This window comes from Sphingomonas baiyangensis, from assembly GCF_005144715.1.
In the GTDB taxonomy this organism is placed as follows: domain Bacteria; phylum Pseudomonadota; class Alphaproteobacteria; order Sphingomonadales; family Sphingomonadaceae; genus Sphingomonas; species Sphingomonas baiyangensis.
Genome location: NZ_SWKR01000002.1, coordinates 1,203,973 through 1,217,397, shown reverse-complemented (window position 1 = coordinate 1,217,397; position 13,425 = coordinate 1,203,973). Strand labels below are relative to the sequence as shown.

16 protein-coding genes and 1 other RNA gene are annotated in these 13,425 nt (G+C 68.2%); 14 read left to right on the top strand and 3 right to left on the bottom strand.

Translation table 11 applies throughout. The annotated features are described in order from the left end of the window. Positions 1–29 precede the first annotated feature (29 nt). The 3 genes from FBR43_RS09145 to FBR43_RS09135 all read left to right on the top strand — a co-directional run bounded on the left by FBR43_RS09145 (position 30) and on the right by FBR43_RS09135 (position 2,324). Positions 30–1,661: a DNA polymerase III subunit gamma/tau gene (locus tag FBR43_RS09145; RefSeq protein ID WP_136942857.1), complete on the top strand. Its 1,632-nt coding sequence runs from the start codon at positions 30–32 to the stop codon at positions 1,659–1,661. Continuing rightward, positions 1,658–1,981, top strand: a complete 324-nt coding sequence (locus FBR43_RS09140) for a YbaB/EbfC family nucleoid-associated protein (protein WP_136942856.1) — start codon at positions 1,658–1,660, stop codon at positions 1,979–1,981. The genes FBR43_RS09145 and FBR43_RS09140 overlap by 4 nt, the downstream gene beginning before the upstream one ends. A 91-nt stretch (positions 1,982–2,072) precedes the next feature. Beyond that, positions 2,073–2,324 carry a hypothetical protein gene (locus tag FBR43_RS09135; RefSeq protein ID WP_136942855.1) on the top strand — a complete coding sequence of 84 codons (252 nt, stop codon included), beginning with the start codon at positions 2,073–2,075 and terminating at the stop codon, positions 2,322–2,324. Here the strand turns inward: FBR43_RS09135 and mtgA are convergent, their stop codons facing one another. After that, positions 2,325–3,044 carry a monofunctional biosynthetic peptidoglycan transglycosylase gene (mtgA, locus tag FBR43_RS09130; protein ID WP_136942854.1) on the bottom strand — a complete coding sequence of 240 codons (720 nt, stop codon included), beginning with the start codon at positions 3,042–3,044 and terminating at the stop codon, positions 2,325–2,327. 77 nt (positions 3,045–3,121) lie between these two features. On the opposite strand from mtgA, the gene FBR43_RS09125 reads away from it, so the two are divergent. Both FBR43_RS09125 and FBR43_RS09120 read left to right on the top strand, forming a co-directional pair. Next, entirely contained in the window at positions 3,122–3,610 is a 489-nt protein-coding gene (locus tag FBR43_RS09125) for a nuclear transport factor 2 family protein (protein ID WP_212611913.1), read from the top strand. After that, positions 3,603–4,016, top strand: coding sequence for a nuclear transport factor 2 family protein (locus FBR43_RS09120; protein ID WP_136942852.1), 414 nt, complete (start codon positions 3,603–3,605; stop codon positions 4,014–4,016). The genes FBR43_RS09125 and FBR43_RS09120 overlap by 8 nt, the downstream gene beginning before the upstream one ends. A 6-nt stretch (positions 4,017–4,022) precedes the next feature. Here FBR43_RS09120 and rpoH read toward each other — a convergent pair whose 3' ends face one another. Next, positions 4,023–4,928, bottom strand: coding sequence for an RNA polymerase sigma factor RpoH (gene rpoH, locus FBR43_RS09115; protein WP_136942851.1), 906 nt, complete (start codon positions 4,926–4,928; stop codon positions 4,023–4,025). Between the two features lie 70 nt (positions 4,929–4,998). After that, complete coding sequence (locus FBR43_RS09110; RefSeq protein ID WP_136942850.1) at positions 4,999–5,955, bottom strand: RluA family pseudouridine synthase; 957 nt, start codon at positions 5,953–5,955, stop codon at positions 4,999–5,001. A 25-nt stretch (positions 5,956–5,980) separates the two neighbouring features. Here FBR43_RS09110 and FBR43_RS09105 point away from each other — a divergent pair, with 25 nt between their 5' ends. The 9 genes from FBR43_RS09105 (at position 5,981) to rnpB (ending at position 13,392) form a co-directional block, all read left to right on the top strand. Further along, on the top strand, positions 5,981–6,379 hold the full coding sequence (locus FBR43_RS09105; protein ID WP_249276520.1) for a M67 family metallopeptidase: 399 nt from the start codon (positions 5,981–5,983) through the stop codon (positions 6,377–6,379). 74 nt (positions 6,380–6,453) lie between these two features. Beyond that, positions 6,454–7,095: a histidine phosphotransferase family protein gene (locus FBR43_RS09100; protein WP_136942849.1), complete on the top strand. Its 642-nt coding sequence runs from the start codon at positions 6,454–6,456 to the stop codon at positions 7,093–7,095. 53 nt (positions 7,096–7,148) lie between these two features. Continuing rightward, positions 7,149–9,464, top strand: a complete 2,316-nt coding sequence (locus tag FBR43_RS09095; protein ID WP_136942848.1) for a chemotaxis protein CheA — start codon at positions 7,149–7,151, stop codon at positions 9,462–9,464. Beyond that, complete coding sequence (locus FBR43_RS09090; protein ID WP_136942847.1) at positions 9,464–9,886, top strand: chemotaxis protein CheW; 423 nt, start codon at positions 9,464–9,466, stop codon at positions 9,884–9,886. The genes FBR43_RS09095 and FBR43_RS09090 overlap by 1 nt, the downstream gene beginning before the upstream one ends. Positions 9,887–9,957: 71 nt before the next feature. Beyond that, complete coding sequence (locus FBR43_RS09085; RefSeq protein WP_249276519.1) at positions 9,958–10,326, top strand: response regulator; 369 nt, start codon at positions 9,958–9,960, stop codon at positions 10,324–10,326. Between the two features lie 10 nt (positions 10,327–10,336). Continuing rightward, a complete protein-coding gene (gene cheB, locus FBR43_RS09080) occupies positions 10,337–11,413 on the top strand; it encodes a chemotaxis-specific protein-glutamate methyltransferase CheB (RefSeq protein WP_136942845.1) in 1,077 nt (358 codons plus the stop codon). Continuing rightward, positions 11,410–12,267 (top strand): CheR family methyltransferase, encoded by an 858-nt coding sequence (locus FBR43_RS09075; RefSeq protein ID WP_136942844.1) that lies wholly within the window; start codon positions 11,410–11,412, stop codon positions 12,265–12,267. Before cheB ends, FBR43_RS09075 begins: the two co-directional genes overlap by 4 nt. Positions 12,268–12,305: 38 nt before the next feature. Beyond that, a complete protein-coding gene (locus FBR43_RS09070) occupies positions 12,306–12,995 on the top strand; it encodes an N-acetylmuramoyl-L-alanine amidase (RefSeq protein ID WP_136942843.1) in 690 nt (229 codons plus the stop codon). A gap of 10 nt (positions 12,996–13,005) precedes the next feature. Beyond that, positions 13,006–13,392: RNase P RNA component class A (gene rnpB, locus FBR43_RS09065), an RNA gene on the top strand. Positions 13,393–13,425 lie beyond the last annotated feature (33 nt).

The following is a 13,425-nucleotide window of genomic DNA, read 5'->3' as shown; positions in this document are numbered from 1 at the left end:
GCGCGCCGCGGCGCGCTAGACAGGCAGCGATGGACGATCCGCTATTCGACCTGGGCGATCCGCCCGCCCCGCCGCGTGCCGCGGCCTATCGCGTGCTGGCGCGCAAGTACCGGCCGCAATCCTTCACCCAGCTCATCGGGCAGGATGCGATGGTGCAGACGCTGGGCAACGCGATCCGCCGCGACCGGCTGGCGCATGCATTCCTGCTGACCGGCGTGCGCGGCGTGGGCAAGACGAGTACCGCGCGGCTGATCGCCAAGGCGCTCAACTGCGTCGGCCCCGACGGCAGCGGCGGGCCGACGATCGACCCCTGCGGCCAGTGCGAACCCTGCCGAGCGATCGCCGAGGGGCGGCACATCGACGTGGTCGAGATCGATGCCGCTTCCCACAACGGCGTCGACGATGTGCGCGAGATGACCGAAGCGGTGCGCTATGCGGCGGTCTCGGCGCGCTACAAAATCTACATCATCGACGAAGTGCACATGATGTCGAAGCCGGCGTTCAACGCGCTGCTGAAGACGCTCGAGGAACCGCCTTCGCATGTGAAGTTCCTGCTTGCGACCACCGAGGTGCACAAGGTGCCGATCACGGTGCTGTCGCGCTGCCAGCGCTTCGACCTGCGGCGTATCCCCGCCGAGAAGCTGGCAGCGCATTTCGATGCCGTGGCGCGCGCCGAAGGCTTCGAGGCCGAGCCCGAGGCGCTGGCGCTCATCGCGCGTGCGGCGGAGGGGTCGGCACGCGACGGCCTGTCGATCCTCGACCAGGCGATTGCGCATGCGGGCATCGAGGGCGGTGGCGTGCAAGCCCAGGCGGTGCGCGCCATGCTGGGGCTCTCGGATCGCGGCGCGGTGCGCGACCTGCTAGCGCTGCTGCTGGCCGGCGATGCGGGCGCCGCGCTGGCGGCGCTGCGGCGGCAATATGATCTCGGTATCGATCCGGCATCGGTGCTGCGCATGTTGATGGAAACGGTGCACGGCATCACGCTCGCCAAGGTCGGCGCCGAGGTCGACATGGCGCAGGCAGCCGAGGAGCGCGAGGCGCTGGGCGAGTGGGCACGCAGCCTGTCGTTCCCCGTGCTGCACCGGCTGTGGCAATTGCTGCTGCGCGGCTATGAGGAAACGGCGCGCGCGGCGCTGCCCGTCGAGGCGAGCGAAATGGCGCTGCTGCGCGTCATCCATGCCGCGCAACTGCCCGACCCCGGCGAGCTGGCACGGCGGCTGCGCGAAGGCGAGGTTGCGGTGGCGCAGCCCAGCGGCGCCCCCGCGCCAGCACCCGATGTGGCGGCGACGGCCGCGCTCCCCGACAGCCTCGAGGCGATTCGCGATCTGCTTGCCGCGCATGGCCGGCACGCGCTGGCCGAGGCGCTCCGCAACCACGCGCGCATCGTGCGGTTGGCGGCACCCGATCTCGAGCTTTCGACCGCGCGCCCCATCCCCTCCGATTTCGTCCGCGATCTGGGCGAGGCGTTGCGCGCGACCACCGGCACGCGTTGGCGCGTGACCACCAGCGATGCACCCGGCGCCGCCTCGCTGCGCGAAGCCGAGGCGAACGACAACGCCGCATACGAGGCGTGGGTGCGCGAGCAGCCCGTGGTGGCCGCGGCGCTCGCCTTTCCGGGCGCCGAACTGCTAGGCCCCAAGACCAGAGGAAACATGGCATGAAGAATCTCGAAGACATCATGGCGATGGCGCAGAACGTGCAGAACGAGCTGCAAAAGGCGCAGGCCAATCTCGATACCATCGAGGTCGAGGGTGCATCGGGCGGCGGGCTCGTCAAGGTTCGCGCGAGCGCCAAGGGTCGCGTGCTGGGCATCGCGATCGACGAGTCGCTGCTTCAGCCGTCGGAAAAGGGAATGCTCGAGGATCTGGTCGCTGCCGCGTTCAATGATGCGCGCGCCAAGGCCGACGCCGCGAGCTCGGCTGAAATGTCGAAGCTGACGAGCGGCATGCCGCTGCCGCCGGGCTTCAAGCTGCCGTTCTGAGCGCCGGCTTTCCTGAACATTTCACAACGGGAACAATCGCTTTCCTGCCTACGTTGAAGCCCGCATCTGCAACGGAGGGAAGGAAGTTCAGATGGTCGAGGAAGAACGCACTACCTATACCGACGCGCCGCACACCACCACGGTCGTCGAGCGTCGCAGCGGCGGCGGGGGCACGCTGCTGATCGGCTTGGCGATCCTGATCGCGGTCATCGTCGGCGCATTCTTTCTGATGAACCAGAGCCGCAACGACGCCGTGCAGACCGAGGCGATCACCGGGGCGGCGGATGCCGTGAGCGACGGTGCTACCGCTGTCGGCGATGCCGCCAAGAAGGTCGTCGAGTAATCAGGCGAGACAGGCATCGAGCGCGTCGCGACGGACGACGCCGATACGCGCCCTGATGCTGTTGCCATAGCGCCGGGTGAACCCCGTGGGGGCGATCCCGGCGCGCTTCTTCGGCAGCGGCAGCACCGCTGCGATCCGCGCCGCCTCGCTCTCGCTGAGATTGGCCGCGCCCTTGCCGAAATAGCGCCGCGCGCCGGCCTCGACGCCATAGGTGCCGATGCCCGTCTCGGCGACATTGAGATAGACTTCCATGATCCGCCGCTTGGGCCAGATCGTCTCGATCAGCAGCGTGAACCACGCTTCGAGCCCTTTGCGGAAGAAGCCGCCGCCCTGCCATAGGAACACGTTCTTGGCGGTCTGCTGGCTGATCGTCGATCCGCCACGTATCCGCCCGCCCTCGGCATTGCGCAGCGCCGCGGCGGCGATCGCCTCGTAATCGAACCCGTGATGCGTGCAGAACTTGGCATCCTCGCCCGCGATCACCGCGCGCGCCATGTCGCGATCGATGCGCTCAATCGGCACCCATGTCTTGGTGACGCCGCGCCCCGCGAACACGTCGCCCAGCATCGTTGCGGTGAAGGGGACGGGCACGAAACGCAATGCGACCGCGTAAAGCGCCGACAGCAGCACGAACCACAGCACGATCTTGAGCAGCAACGCTGCCAAGCGTCGCACAGGTCGGCGGGCAGGGGGCGATCGGCGGGCGGCTTGGGCAGGCATGGTGCGGCGTTACCGTGCGCGTTCGATGACGTCATCCCCGTTTGCGCGCGCGGCGCAGGCGGCATATGATCGTCGCCATGGCGGACAATCCAACAGGCTTCGCGCGGCGGGCCGTGATCGCGATGGGCTTGGTAGTGCCGGTGCTCGCGCACGCGGAGACGGCGCAAGCGGCTGAAATCGGCAGCCGCGCGTGGTTCGAGGCCTATATCGATGCGTTCAATCGCAACGATTTTGCCGGCTTCGCTGCCTATTATGCGCCAAATGTCACGTTCATGGGGCAGGGCGGCAGCTTTTCGAGCGCGGCCGAGGTGCTGGCATTCTATCGCGCGGTGAAGGCGCGCGTCGACGAGCAGCTCGAATTGCTGAGCTTTGTCGGCAGCCCGACGCGGATCGCCGCCGAGATCAAGACCGTGCTGCACGCACGCGAGGACTGGCCCGATTTTCCCACCGGGCCGCTCGCCAGGGGGCAGCGGCGCGGCAGCATCAACTTCATCCATTACGATATCGAGGGCGGGCGCTTCACGCGCATCCGCTCGGCGCGGTTTCGCTCGCTGCCCAATGGGTGATCCGGCGGCCGACGTGGCGCGCTTCCGCGCCTATATGGCGGCGTTCAACGCGCGTGATTACGATGCGCTGGCCGGCTATTATGCCGAGGATATCGTGCTGGTGATCGGCAACGGCACCGAATTGCGCGGGCGTCGGGCGATCGTCGAGTTCTACGCGGCGGTCAACGGCGCGACGACGCGAACGATCGAGATCGTTGAGGCGCTTTCCGACGGAATATTGCTGTCGGCGGAGCTGAGATCGGAGTTCTTGGCGGTCGCCGATGCGCCCGATTTCACCTCGGGGCCGATGCGCAAGGGCGATCGGCTGGCGATCAACAGCTTCGCCTTCTACGATCTCGCCGGCGACCGCTACGCACGCATCCGCGCGGCGACGTTCCGCCGCAACTGGATGCGCGCCAGCGTCTGACCGGCTTCAGCCGACCGCAAGCAGCCGCTTCTCGCCCGCCAGCCGCATCATCGCCTTTTGCAGCTTCTCGAATGCGCGCACCTCGATCTGGCGCACGCGCTCGCGGCTGACGCCGTAGACCTGGCTCAGTTCCTCGAGCGTCTTGGGATCGTCGGTCAGCCGCCGCTCGGTGAGGATGTGCTTCTCGCGATCGTTGAGGTCGTCCATCGCCTCGACCAGCATGTCGTGGCGGACATCGGCTTCCTGCCGATCAGCGACGCGTTCGTCCTGCAATGGGCCTTCGTCGGCCAGCCAGTCCTGCCACTGGCTTTCCGAATCCTCGCGCATCGGCACGTTGAGCGAGGTGTCGCCGCCCATTGCCATGCGGCGGTTCATGCTCGTCACCTCGTCCTCGGTGACGCCCAGATCCTTGGCAATCTTGGCCACGTCCTCAGGCCGCAGGTCGCCGTCCTCGAACGCATCGAGCTTGGCCTTCATGCGCCGGAGGTTGAAGAACAGCTTCTTCTGCGCGGCGGTGGTGCCCATCTTGACGAGGCTCCACGAGCGCAGGATGAATTCCTGGATCGAGGCCCTGATCCACCACATCGCATAGGTGGCAAGGCGGAAGCCGCGGTCGGGCTCGAACTTCTTCACGCCCTGCATCAGGCCAATATTGCCTTCGGAGATCAGCTCGGAAACCGGCAGTCCATAGCCGCGATAGCCCATCGCGATCTTGGCGACGAGCCGTAGGTGCGAGGTCACCAGCTGTGCCGCCGCCTCGGGATCCTGATGCTCCTGGAAGCGCTTGGCGAGCATATATTCCTGCTCGGGCGCCAGGATCGGGAATTTCTTGATCTCCGACAGATAGCGGTTGAGGCTCGCCTCGCCACCGAGCGCGGGTATCGTCGCAGGGACGTTGCTGCCGCTTGCCATGATCTCAATCTCCCTAACGCTGCGTCGATATCGCGCGCGGGCAGGCCGCTGCGCAATCTCGCCGAAAGTCCTATACGAGAAGCCTAGACTTCAGTTCCTGCATGTCGCCCGGCATCTCGCTATCAAATGCCAAAGCGAGGCTTGTCACCGGATGAATGAACCCCAGCCGGGCGGCGTGCAACGCCTGACGGCGGAAACCCAAGGTTTCCAGCACGGCCCGATGGGCTGTCTTAGTTTTGCCATACACCGGATCGCCAAGCAAGGGGTGGCCGATCGATGCCATATGCACCCGCACCTGGTGCGTCCGCCCCGTCTCGAGCCGACATTCGATGAGCGCCGCCTCGCGCAGCGGCGCCAGCATGCGCCAGTGCGTCACCGCATGTTTGCCGGCATCGCCCTGCACGATGGCGATCTTCTTGCGGTTCTGCGCCGAACGCCCTAGGCGCGCATCGACCGTGCCACCCGAAGCGCGCGGTACCCCGCCGACGATCGCCCGATAGCGCCGGTCGATGCTGTGGGCCTTGAACTGCCTCGCCAGCCCGACATGCGCGCGATCGTGCTTGGCCGCAACCATCAGCCCCGATGTATCCTTGTCGATCCGGTGGACGATGCCGGGCCGCGCGACGCCGCCGATCCCCGACAGCTGGCCAGCGCAGTGATGCAGCAGCGCGTTGACGAGCGTGCCGTCGGGATTGCCTGCCGCCGGATGCACCACCAGCCCCGCGGGCTTGTCGACGACGATGAGATGCTCGTCCTCGAACACCACGGCGAGCGCGATCGCCTGCGCTTCGTTATGCGCGGGCGCGGGATCGGGCAGCGCGATCGTGTAGCGCGCTCCGGCAATCGCGCCGATGCGCGCATCGCGCACCAACTGGCCGTGGGCATCGTGCACCTGGCCCGCCGCGATCAGTGTCTTGAGCCGTTCGCGCGAGAGCGTGGGCAGAGAAGCCGCCAGCGCGCGATCGAGGCGCCAGCCATCGGCATCGGATGCGATCACCGCGTCTAAACTGGAAACCCCCCGGTCCATTCGCTATCCGAAATGGGTGGAGACGGTGGCGATTTCAAGCAGCGTTCAGCGCCTGATCGTTGCGGAAGCGCAGCGTGTGGCGCCGCTCGAAGCTTGCGGATTGCTGTTCGGCGAACTGGATCGCGTCGAGGTGGCGAATGTCGCCAAAAACGTCGCAGAGGATCCGCGATGCCGTTTCGAGATCGACCCAGCCGCATTTTTTGCGGCGTTGCGCGCCGAGCGGGCAGGTGGGCCGCGCATCGCAGGCTGGTGGCACAGCCACCCCAGCGGCGACGCGCGACCGTCGGCGACCGACGCTGCAATGGCCGCGCCTGATGGCCGGCTGTGGCTGATCGTCGCGGGTGAGGCGGTCGCGGCTTGGCGCGCGGTAGCCGGTGGCAGCGTGCATGGTCGGTTCGACGCGCTGGCGCTGCGCGTGGTCTGACCACTCGCTTGCACGCACCCGCCGCGTGCGCCACAACGCGCGCTGCCCCCAATTTTGCCGCGGAGCCAGTTGCTTTGAACCTTGCCGCCACCGATTTCGCCAGCCTGCTCTGCTCGCGCCTGTGCCATGACCTGCTCTCGCCCGTCGGCGCGCTCAACAACGGGCTCGAACTGCTGGCCGACGAGCACGACCCCGAAATGCGGCAGCGCTGCCTCGAACTGCTCGGCGAGAGCGCGCGGGCATCGGCGAACAAGCTCAAATTCTTTCGGCTCGCCTTCGGTGCCGCGGGCGGCTTCGGCGAGACCGTCGACACGCGCGAGGCCAAGGCGGCGATTGAGGGCCTTTTCGTCGACCATGCCCGGTTGCAGATTGGCTGGATGGTCGAGGCGCCGGTCTTGCCCAAGCAGGTTATCAAGGTGCTGCTCAACCTGGCGCTGATCGCCGGCGATGCGCTGGTGCGCGGCGGCGCGCTCGACATCGGCGCCGAGGAGAGCGAGCGCGGCATCGAGATCGTCGTGCGCGCCGAGGGGCAGCGGATCGTGCTCGATCGCGAATTGCACGCCGCGCTCGAAGGCGGCGAGGATGCTGCCGTCACGCCGCGCTCGGCGGCGGCGCATCTGGCGCATGCGCTGGTCGCGCAGGGCGGGGGCCAGCTCGTGGTCTCGCAACCCGATGCGCCGGTGCTGATGTTCGGCGCATCGTTTCCGCCGCAATAACCCCGTCTTAACGCCGTTCGTCCAAGGCTTTCCCGTCGGGGGTTCGGGGACGCATGGACGATCTGCTGCAAGAGTTCATTGCCGAGACGCGCGAGACGCTGGAGGCGCTTGCGGGCGAGATCATCGCCTGGGAAGCGTCGCCCGACGATCGCGCGCGGCTCGATGCGATTTTCCGCTTCGTCCACACCGTCAAGGGAAGCTGCGGCTTTCTCGACCTGCCGCGCCTCGAACGGCTGAGCCACGCCGCCGAGGACGTGCTGGCGCTGGTCCGCTCGGGCGAGCGCACGCCCGACCGCGCGCTGGTGAATGCGGTGCTCGGCATCGTCGACCGGATCGGCGAGATCGTCGAGGCGATCGACGCCGGCACCGCGCTCGACGATACCGGCGAGGATCTGCTCATCGCCGCGCTCGCCGGCGGCAGCGCCGATGCGCCCTTGCAGCAGCAGCCAGCGCATGTGCAGCGCGCCCCCGCGCGCAGCGTGCGACTGAGCGTCGATCTGCTCGACCGCATGATGTCCGGCATGTCCGACATGGTGCTCGCGCGCAACGAGCTGGCGCGCCGCCTGCGCGGCGGCGACGTCGATCCCGCGATCGAGGCCGCGCTCGAGCGGATGTCGGCGACGGTGGCGGATATGCGCGATACCGTCACGCGCACGCGGATGCAGAAGATCGACGCGCTGTTCTCGGCACTGCCGCGCGTGGTGCGCGATACCGCCGCGGGCCTGGGCAAGCAGGTGGCGCTCAGGATCGAAGGCGCAGAGGTCGAGCTCGACCGCGAGATGATCGAGGTGATGCGCGACCCGCTGGTGCACATCATCCGCAACGCGATCGATCACGGCATCGAGGCGCCTGCCGAACGCCGGCTGCTTGGCAAGCCCGAGTGCGGCCGGCTGACCGTTTCCGCGAGCCAGGCGGGCAACCAGATCGTGCTCGAAATCATCGATGACGGGCGCGGTATCGATATCGAGCGCGTGATCGCCAAGCTGGTCGCGGCGGGCGAGGACGAGCGAAGGCTGCGCGGACTGCCCGAGGCCGAGAAGCTGGCGCTGATCTTCGAGCCCGGCCTGTCGACCAAGGACAGCGTGTCGTCGGTGTCGGGGCGCGGCGTGGGCATGGACGTGGTGCGCGCCTGCGTCGACCAGATCGGCGGGCGCATCGATCTCGACAATCTGCCCGGAAGAGGCCTGCGCATCGGCATCCATGTGCCGCTGACGCTCTCGATCATCTCCACCATCGTCGTCAGCGTCGGCGAGCAGTGCTTCGCCGCGCCGCGCATGGTGATCGAGGAGATATTGTCGGCGCGTTCGCAGGCGATCCGCATCGATCGCGTCGGCGGCACGCAGGTCGCGACGATCCGCGACCGCCGTATGCCGATCGTCGACCTGGGCGTGATGCTCGGCCTGCGCACCCCCGAGGCCGCGCGCGAGCCCGAGATGCTCGCGGTGATCGGGCTGGGTGCGGTCACCTATGCGCTTGCGGTCGATGCGGTGCTCGATACCGAAGAGCTCGTCATCAAGCCATCGGCCCCGGCGGTGATGCGCGCCGGCGTCTATGCCGGGCAGACGCTGCCCGACAGCGGCCGGCCAATGCTGCTGCTCGACTGCGCCGGCCTGGCGACGGCGGCGGGGCTGCGCTTCCATCGCGAGACGAGCGAACCGCACGACGCGCATGCCGAAGCCGAGCGCGAGGGCTTGCCAGTGCTCATGTTCCGTGACCTCGACGGCGTGCGCCGCGCTGTTCCGCTGGCGATACTCGATCGCATCGAGCAGGCGACGCCCGAAGCGGTGCAGATGACGGCGGGGCGGCTGCGCCTCGCGATCGACGGGCAGTTGCTGCCGCTTGCGTCCGCCGGGTCGATACCCGAGGATCGCGGGTTTGCGGTGCTGCGCCTGCGCGATGGCGCGAGCGAGATCGGCTATGCCATTGCCGAGGCGGCCGACATCGTGACGATCGGCGATGCGATCGAGCCTGCGGCGCAGCCCGGCTCCGTTGCGGGTGTGGTGCTGGTCGGCGACGAGCCAGTCGAACTGATCGATGCGTTCTGGCTGTTCGCCGAGCATGGAGCGGCGGCGCCGGCGGCCGAGCAGCCGCTCTGCCTGCTCGATGCCGATGCCGGCGGCTGGTTGCAGACCTTCCTCGCGCCGCTGCTGCGCGGTGCGGGCTATCGCGTTGCCACCAGCCTGCGCGCGGGCGAGGTGCCGGGCATCGTCGTCGCGCTCGACGCGGCCGGTGCCACCGCAATGCCCGCCGACGTGCCAATCCTGCGCCTCTCGAGCGACGCTGCGGCGCCTGACGGCGTCTATCGTTACGATCGCGAGCGCGTGCTGGCGGCAGTGGGTTCGGCGATGCGCCGCACGGGGAGCCGATAATGCCCGACCTCTATCTCATTGCGCATGTGGCCGGGCGGGCGGTGGCGATCGAATCGGCGGCGGTCGAATCGGTCGTCGACATCGGGGACATCACGCCGGTGCCGCGCGCGCCCGCGACCGTACGCGGGCTGGCGACGCTGCGCAGCCGCGTGGTGACGGTGATCGACACGCAGGTCGCGCTCGGCGGCAATGCGGAGGCGAAGGCGCGCCGCGCCGTCGTCACGCAGGTCGACGGCCACCATTACGCCTTTCTGGTCGACACGCTCGATGACATCGCCGCCTTCGATCTCCAGCCGCTCGCCGCCGGCGTTGCGCTCGACGGCGCGTGGAGCGAGGCCGGTCGCGGCATCGTCGATCGCGATGGCGAGCCCGTGCTCGTCATCGACCTCACCGCGCTGGTGCCGGCGCTGACGGCAGCGTGATCGACGATTAACGCGGCGCTTACCCTGGCCGTGCCAAGAACCACAATGATAGTCGCAAGGGGATGTGTCGCGTGACGAAAACCTGTCTGGTAGTCGATGATTCGAAAGTGATCCGCAAGGTCGCGCGTCATATCCTCGAAGGGCTTGCGTTCACCGTTCGCGAAGCGGCCGACGGGCGCGAGGCGCTCGACGCGTGCCTGGCCGAAGTGCCCGACGTGGTGCTGCTCGACTGGAACATGCCGGTGATGAGCGGCATGGATTTCCTGCGCGCGCTGCGCGACAGCGACCTGCCGACGCGGCCCAAGGTGGTGTTCTGCACCACCGAGAACGGCATGGCCTATATCCGCGCGGCGATCGAGGCCGGCGCCGACGAATATGTGATGAAGCCGTTCGATCGCGAGACGCTCGAAAGCAAGTTGCAACTCGTCGGCATGCACTGACGGAGCGGGCATGTCGGCTGCCGATTTCCTGCATGCCGCGACGGTGGAAGCCGATGAACGTCGCGTATTGATCGTCGATGACTCGGCGGTCGCGCGGGCCGTGCTCACGCGCGTGATCGACAGTTCGCCCGGCTTTCGCACCGCCGGCGTCGCCGCCGACGCCGATCGGGCGCTGGCGTTCCTCGCGGTCGAGCGCGTCGACATCATTCTGCTCGATCTCGAAATGCCCGGGGTCGACGGGCTGGCCGCGCTTCCCGATCTGCTGGCCGCAGGCCGGGGTGCGCGCATCCTCGTCGTCAGTTCGTCTTGCGAGGACGGCGCTGCCGCCACGGTGCAGGCGCTGGCGCTGGGCGCCTGCGACACGCTGGTGAAGCCCGGCATCGGCAATTTCGCCGGGCGCTTCGTGACCGTTCTGCGCGAGCGCCTGGCGCGCCTTTCCGACGACCGATCGCCGGGGCAGGCGCCCGCATCCGTGCCCCTCATGCGTACGGCCGGGAGCTGGGAAGGCTCCGATCCCGATATCGTCGCCATCGGCGCGTCGACGGGGGGCATCCATGCGCTCAGCCTGCTGCTGCGTGAGTTGCCGCCGCATTTCGATGCGCCGATCCTCATCACCCAGCATCTGCCGGGTTCGTTCATGCCCTATTTTGCCGCGCAGATCGCGATGATCGCAGGGAGGCCCTGCCATGTCGGCGACGATCGGATGCGCATCCGGCGAGGCAATGTCTATGTCGCGCCCGGCGCCGCGCATCTGCGCTGCGTCGCGATGGCCGATGGTGCGGCGCTGCGCCTGAGTGACGAGCGCGTCGCAAGCGGATGCCGTCCCTCGGCCGACCCCATGTTCGCGAGCGCCGCTGCGGTATGGAACACGCGCGCGTTGTGCGTGGTGCTGAGCGGCATGGGACGCGACGGGTGCGAAGGCGCGCGGCAGGCCGTTGCCGACGGCGCGACAATAGTGGTGCAGGACGAGGCGAGCTCGGTGGTATGGGGCATGCCGGGAGCGGTCGCGGCGGCGGGCCTCGCAAGCGCGATACTGCCGCCCGACCAGATCGGCAGGCGCATCGGCGCGCGGCAGGGCCGGCGATGATCGCCCCCGTTCCAGCCGACACGACCTCTGCCGGCGCGCGCAACGTCATCGCCGCGCTGCTCGAGCGGCATACCGGTCAGCAGATCGGTGCCGGCCGCGCCTGGCGTATCGACAGCGCGCTGAAGCCGTTGTTGCGCGCGCACGGCCTCGACACGCTCGATCAGCTGGCCGCGGGGCTGCTGCGCGATGGCGATGCTGCGCTGAAGGCCGAAGTCGTCGACGCGTTGCTCAACCAGGAGAGCTCGTTCTTCCGCGATTTCGGCGTGATCGAGCAGATCGGCATCGCCGCGTCGCAGATGCAGGCTGCGCATCCGTCGCGCCGGTTGCGCCTCTGGTCGGCGGGCTGCTCGACGGGGCAGGAACCGCTGAGCATCGCGATGCTACTCGACGAGATGCATCGCGATGCGCCCGCGCCCGACATCTGCGCGACCGACGTTTCGGCAAGCGCGATCCAGCGCGCGCGCAGTGGCCGCTTCTCGCAGTTCGAGGTGCAGCGCGGGCTAGCAATCCAGCGCATGATCCGCTGGTTCGAGCCTGCGGGCGACGATTGGGTGGCCCGGCCCGAATTGCTCGCGCGCGTGCAGTTCCGGCGGCACAATCTGGTCGTAGATCCGGCGCTGCCTGGCCGCTTCGACATCATCCTGTGTCGCAACGTGCTGTTCTATTTCTCGCCGCCGGTCCGCCGGCAGGTGTTCGCGACGCTTGCTGGCGCGTTGCGGCCGGGCGGGGTCATCGTGCTCGGCGCGAGCGAGACGGTGATCGGGCAGACCGACCTCCTCGAACCGAGCACCGCCTATCGCGGCTTCTATCAAGCGCGCGCCGACACGCCGCTACGCGCGAGCGCGCACGGCTGAGGCTTGCAAAGGGCGGGCGGCGCACGCACGCTGCCGCGATGCGCTGCATCGAAACGCCTTCGCCCAATTTCGACGCACGGACGCTGCCCGTGACGATGATCGTCCTGCACTATACCGGCATGCAATCGGGTGCAGCCGCGCTCGAGCGGCTGCGCGATCCCGCGGCGAAAGTCTCCTCGCACTATCTGGTCGAGGAGGACGGCCGCATCTTCCGGCTGGTCGACGAGGCCGATCGGGCATGGCATGCGGGGCGCTCGCACTGGCGCGGCATCACCGATGTCAATAGCGCCTCGGTTGGCATCGAAATCGTCAATCCGGGCGAGGAATGGGGCTATCGCCCGTTTCCCGAAGCGCAGGTCGATGCGGTGGTGCGCCTTGTCCACGACGTAAAGGACCGGCACGCGATCACGCGCGGCAATGTGGTGGGGCATTCGGACGTGGCGCCGGCGCGCAAGCTCGATCCCGGCGAGCTGTTTCCGTGGCACCGGCTGGCGCGATTGCGGCTGGCACTGCCGCGCCCCACGCAGGGGCTGATGGACCCGCATTGGAACGAGGCGAGCTTCCTGCTCGCGCTTGAACGGTTCGGCTATGACGTCAGCGAGCCGCGCGCGGCGATCGCGGCGTTCCAGCGGCGTTTCCGTCCCGAGATGATCGACGGCGAGCCCGATGCCGAATGCCGCATGATCCTGCTTGCGTTGCTGCTTCCCAAACCCACCGGCGATGACTAGGGAAGCGGGGCCAGAGGGCCGGGCGGCCGCGGCTCGCGCAGCGATGTGCGGGGCGAGGAAAGTCCGGGCTCCACGAAACGACGGTGCCGGGTAACGCCCGGCGGGGGCGACCCCAGGGAAAGTGCCACAGAGAGCAGACCGCCACGGCTTTGGCCAGGCAAGGGTGAAAGGGTGCGGCAAGAGCGCACCGCGGCCCCGGCAACGGGGACGGCACGGCAAACCCCACCGGGAGCAAGACCGAATAGGGACGGCATATGGGCCTCGTTTCGGCCCGTCGTCCGGGTTGGTTGCTGGATCGCGGGCGCAAGTCCGCGACTAGAGGAATGGTCGCCCATCTGGCCGCGCCCTATTGGGAGCGGCCGGTGGACAGAACCCGGCTTACAGGCCCTCTGGCATTTTCTGCCGCGCGACTTCGGTGGCGCTCAGCTCG

Bases quoted from the DNA above. Each gene is read 5' to 3' on its own strand.
- FBR43_RS09070 (WP_136942843.1), top strand. From the start codon at position 12,306: ATGCGCTGCATCGAAACGCCTTCGCCCAATTTCGACGCACGGACGCTG.
- mtgA (WP_136942854.1), bottom strand. From the start codon at position 3,044: ATGCCTGCCCAAGCCGCCCGCCGATCGCCCCCTGCCCGCCGACCTGTG.
- FBR43_RS09110 (WP_136942850.1), bottom strand. From the start codon at position 5,955: ATGGACCGGGGGGTTTCCAGTTTAGACGCGGTGATCGCATCCGATGCC.
- cheB (WP_136942845.1), top strand. From the start codon at position 10,337: ATGTCGGCTGCCGATTTCCTGCATGCCGCGACGGTGGAAGCCGATGAA.
- FBR43_RS09090 (WP_136942847.1), top strand. From the start codon at position 9,464: ATGCCCGACCTCTATCTCATTGCGCATGTGGCCGGGCGGGCGGTGGCG.
- FBR43_RS09075 (WP_136942844.1), top strand. From the start codon at position 11,410: ATGATCGCCCCCGTTCCAGCCGACACGACCTCTGCCGGCGCGCGCAAC.
- FBR43_RS09095 (WP_136942848.1), top strand. From the start codon at position 7,149: ATGGACGATCTGCTGCAAGAGTTCATTGCCGAGACGCGCGAGACGCTG.
- FBR43_RS09125 (WP_212611913.1), top strand. From the start codon at position 3,122: ATGGCGGACAATCCAACAGGCTTCGCGCGGCGGGCCGTGATCGCGATG.
- FBR43_RS09120 (WP_136942852.1), top strand. From the start codon at position 3,603: ATGGGTGATCCGGCGGCCGACGTGGCGCGCTTCCGCGCCTATATGGCG.
- FBR43_RS09135 (WP_136942855.1), top strand. From the start codon at position 2,073: ATGGTCGAGGAAGAACGCACTACCTATACCGACGCGCCGCACACCACC.
- FBR43_RS09145 (WP_136942857.1), top strand. From the start codon at position 30: ATGGACGATCCGCTATTCGACCTGGGCGATCCGCCCGCCCCGCCGCGT.
- FBR43_RS09140 (WP_136942856.1), top strand. From the start codon at position 1,658: ATGAAGAATCTCGAAGACATCATGGCGATGGCGCAGAACGTGCAGAAC.
- rpoH (WP_136942851.1), bottom strand. From the start codon at position 4,928: ATGGCAAGCGGCAGCAACGTCCCTGCGACGATACCCGCGCTCGGTGGC.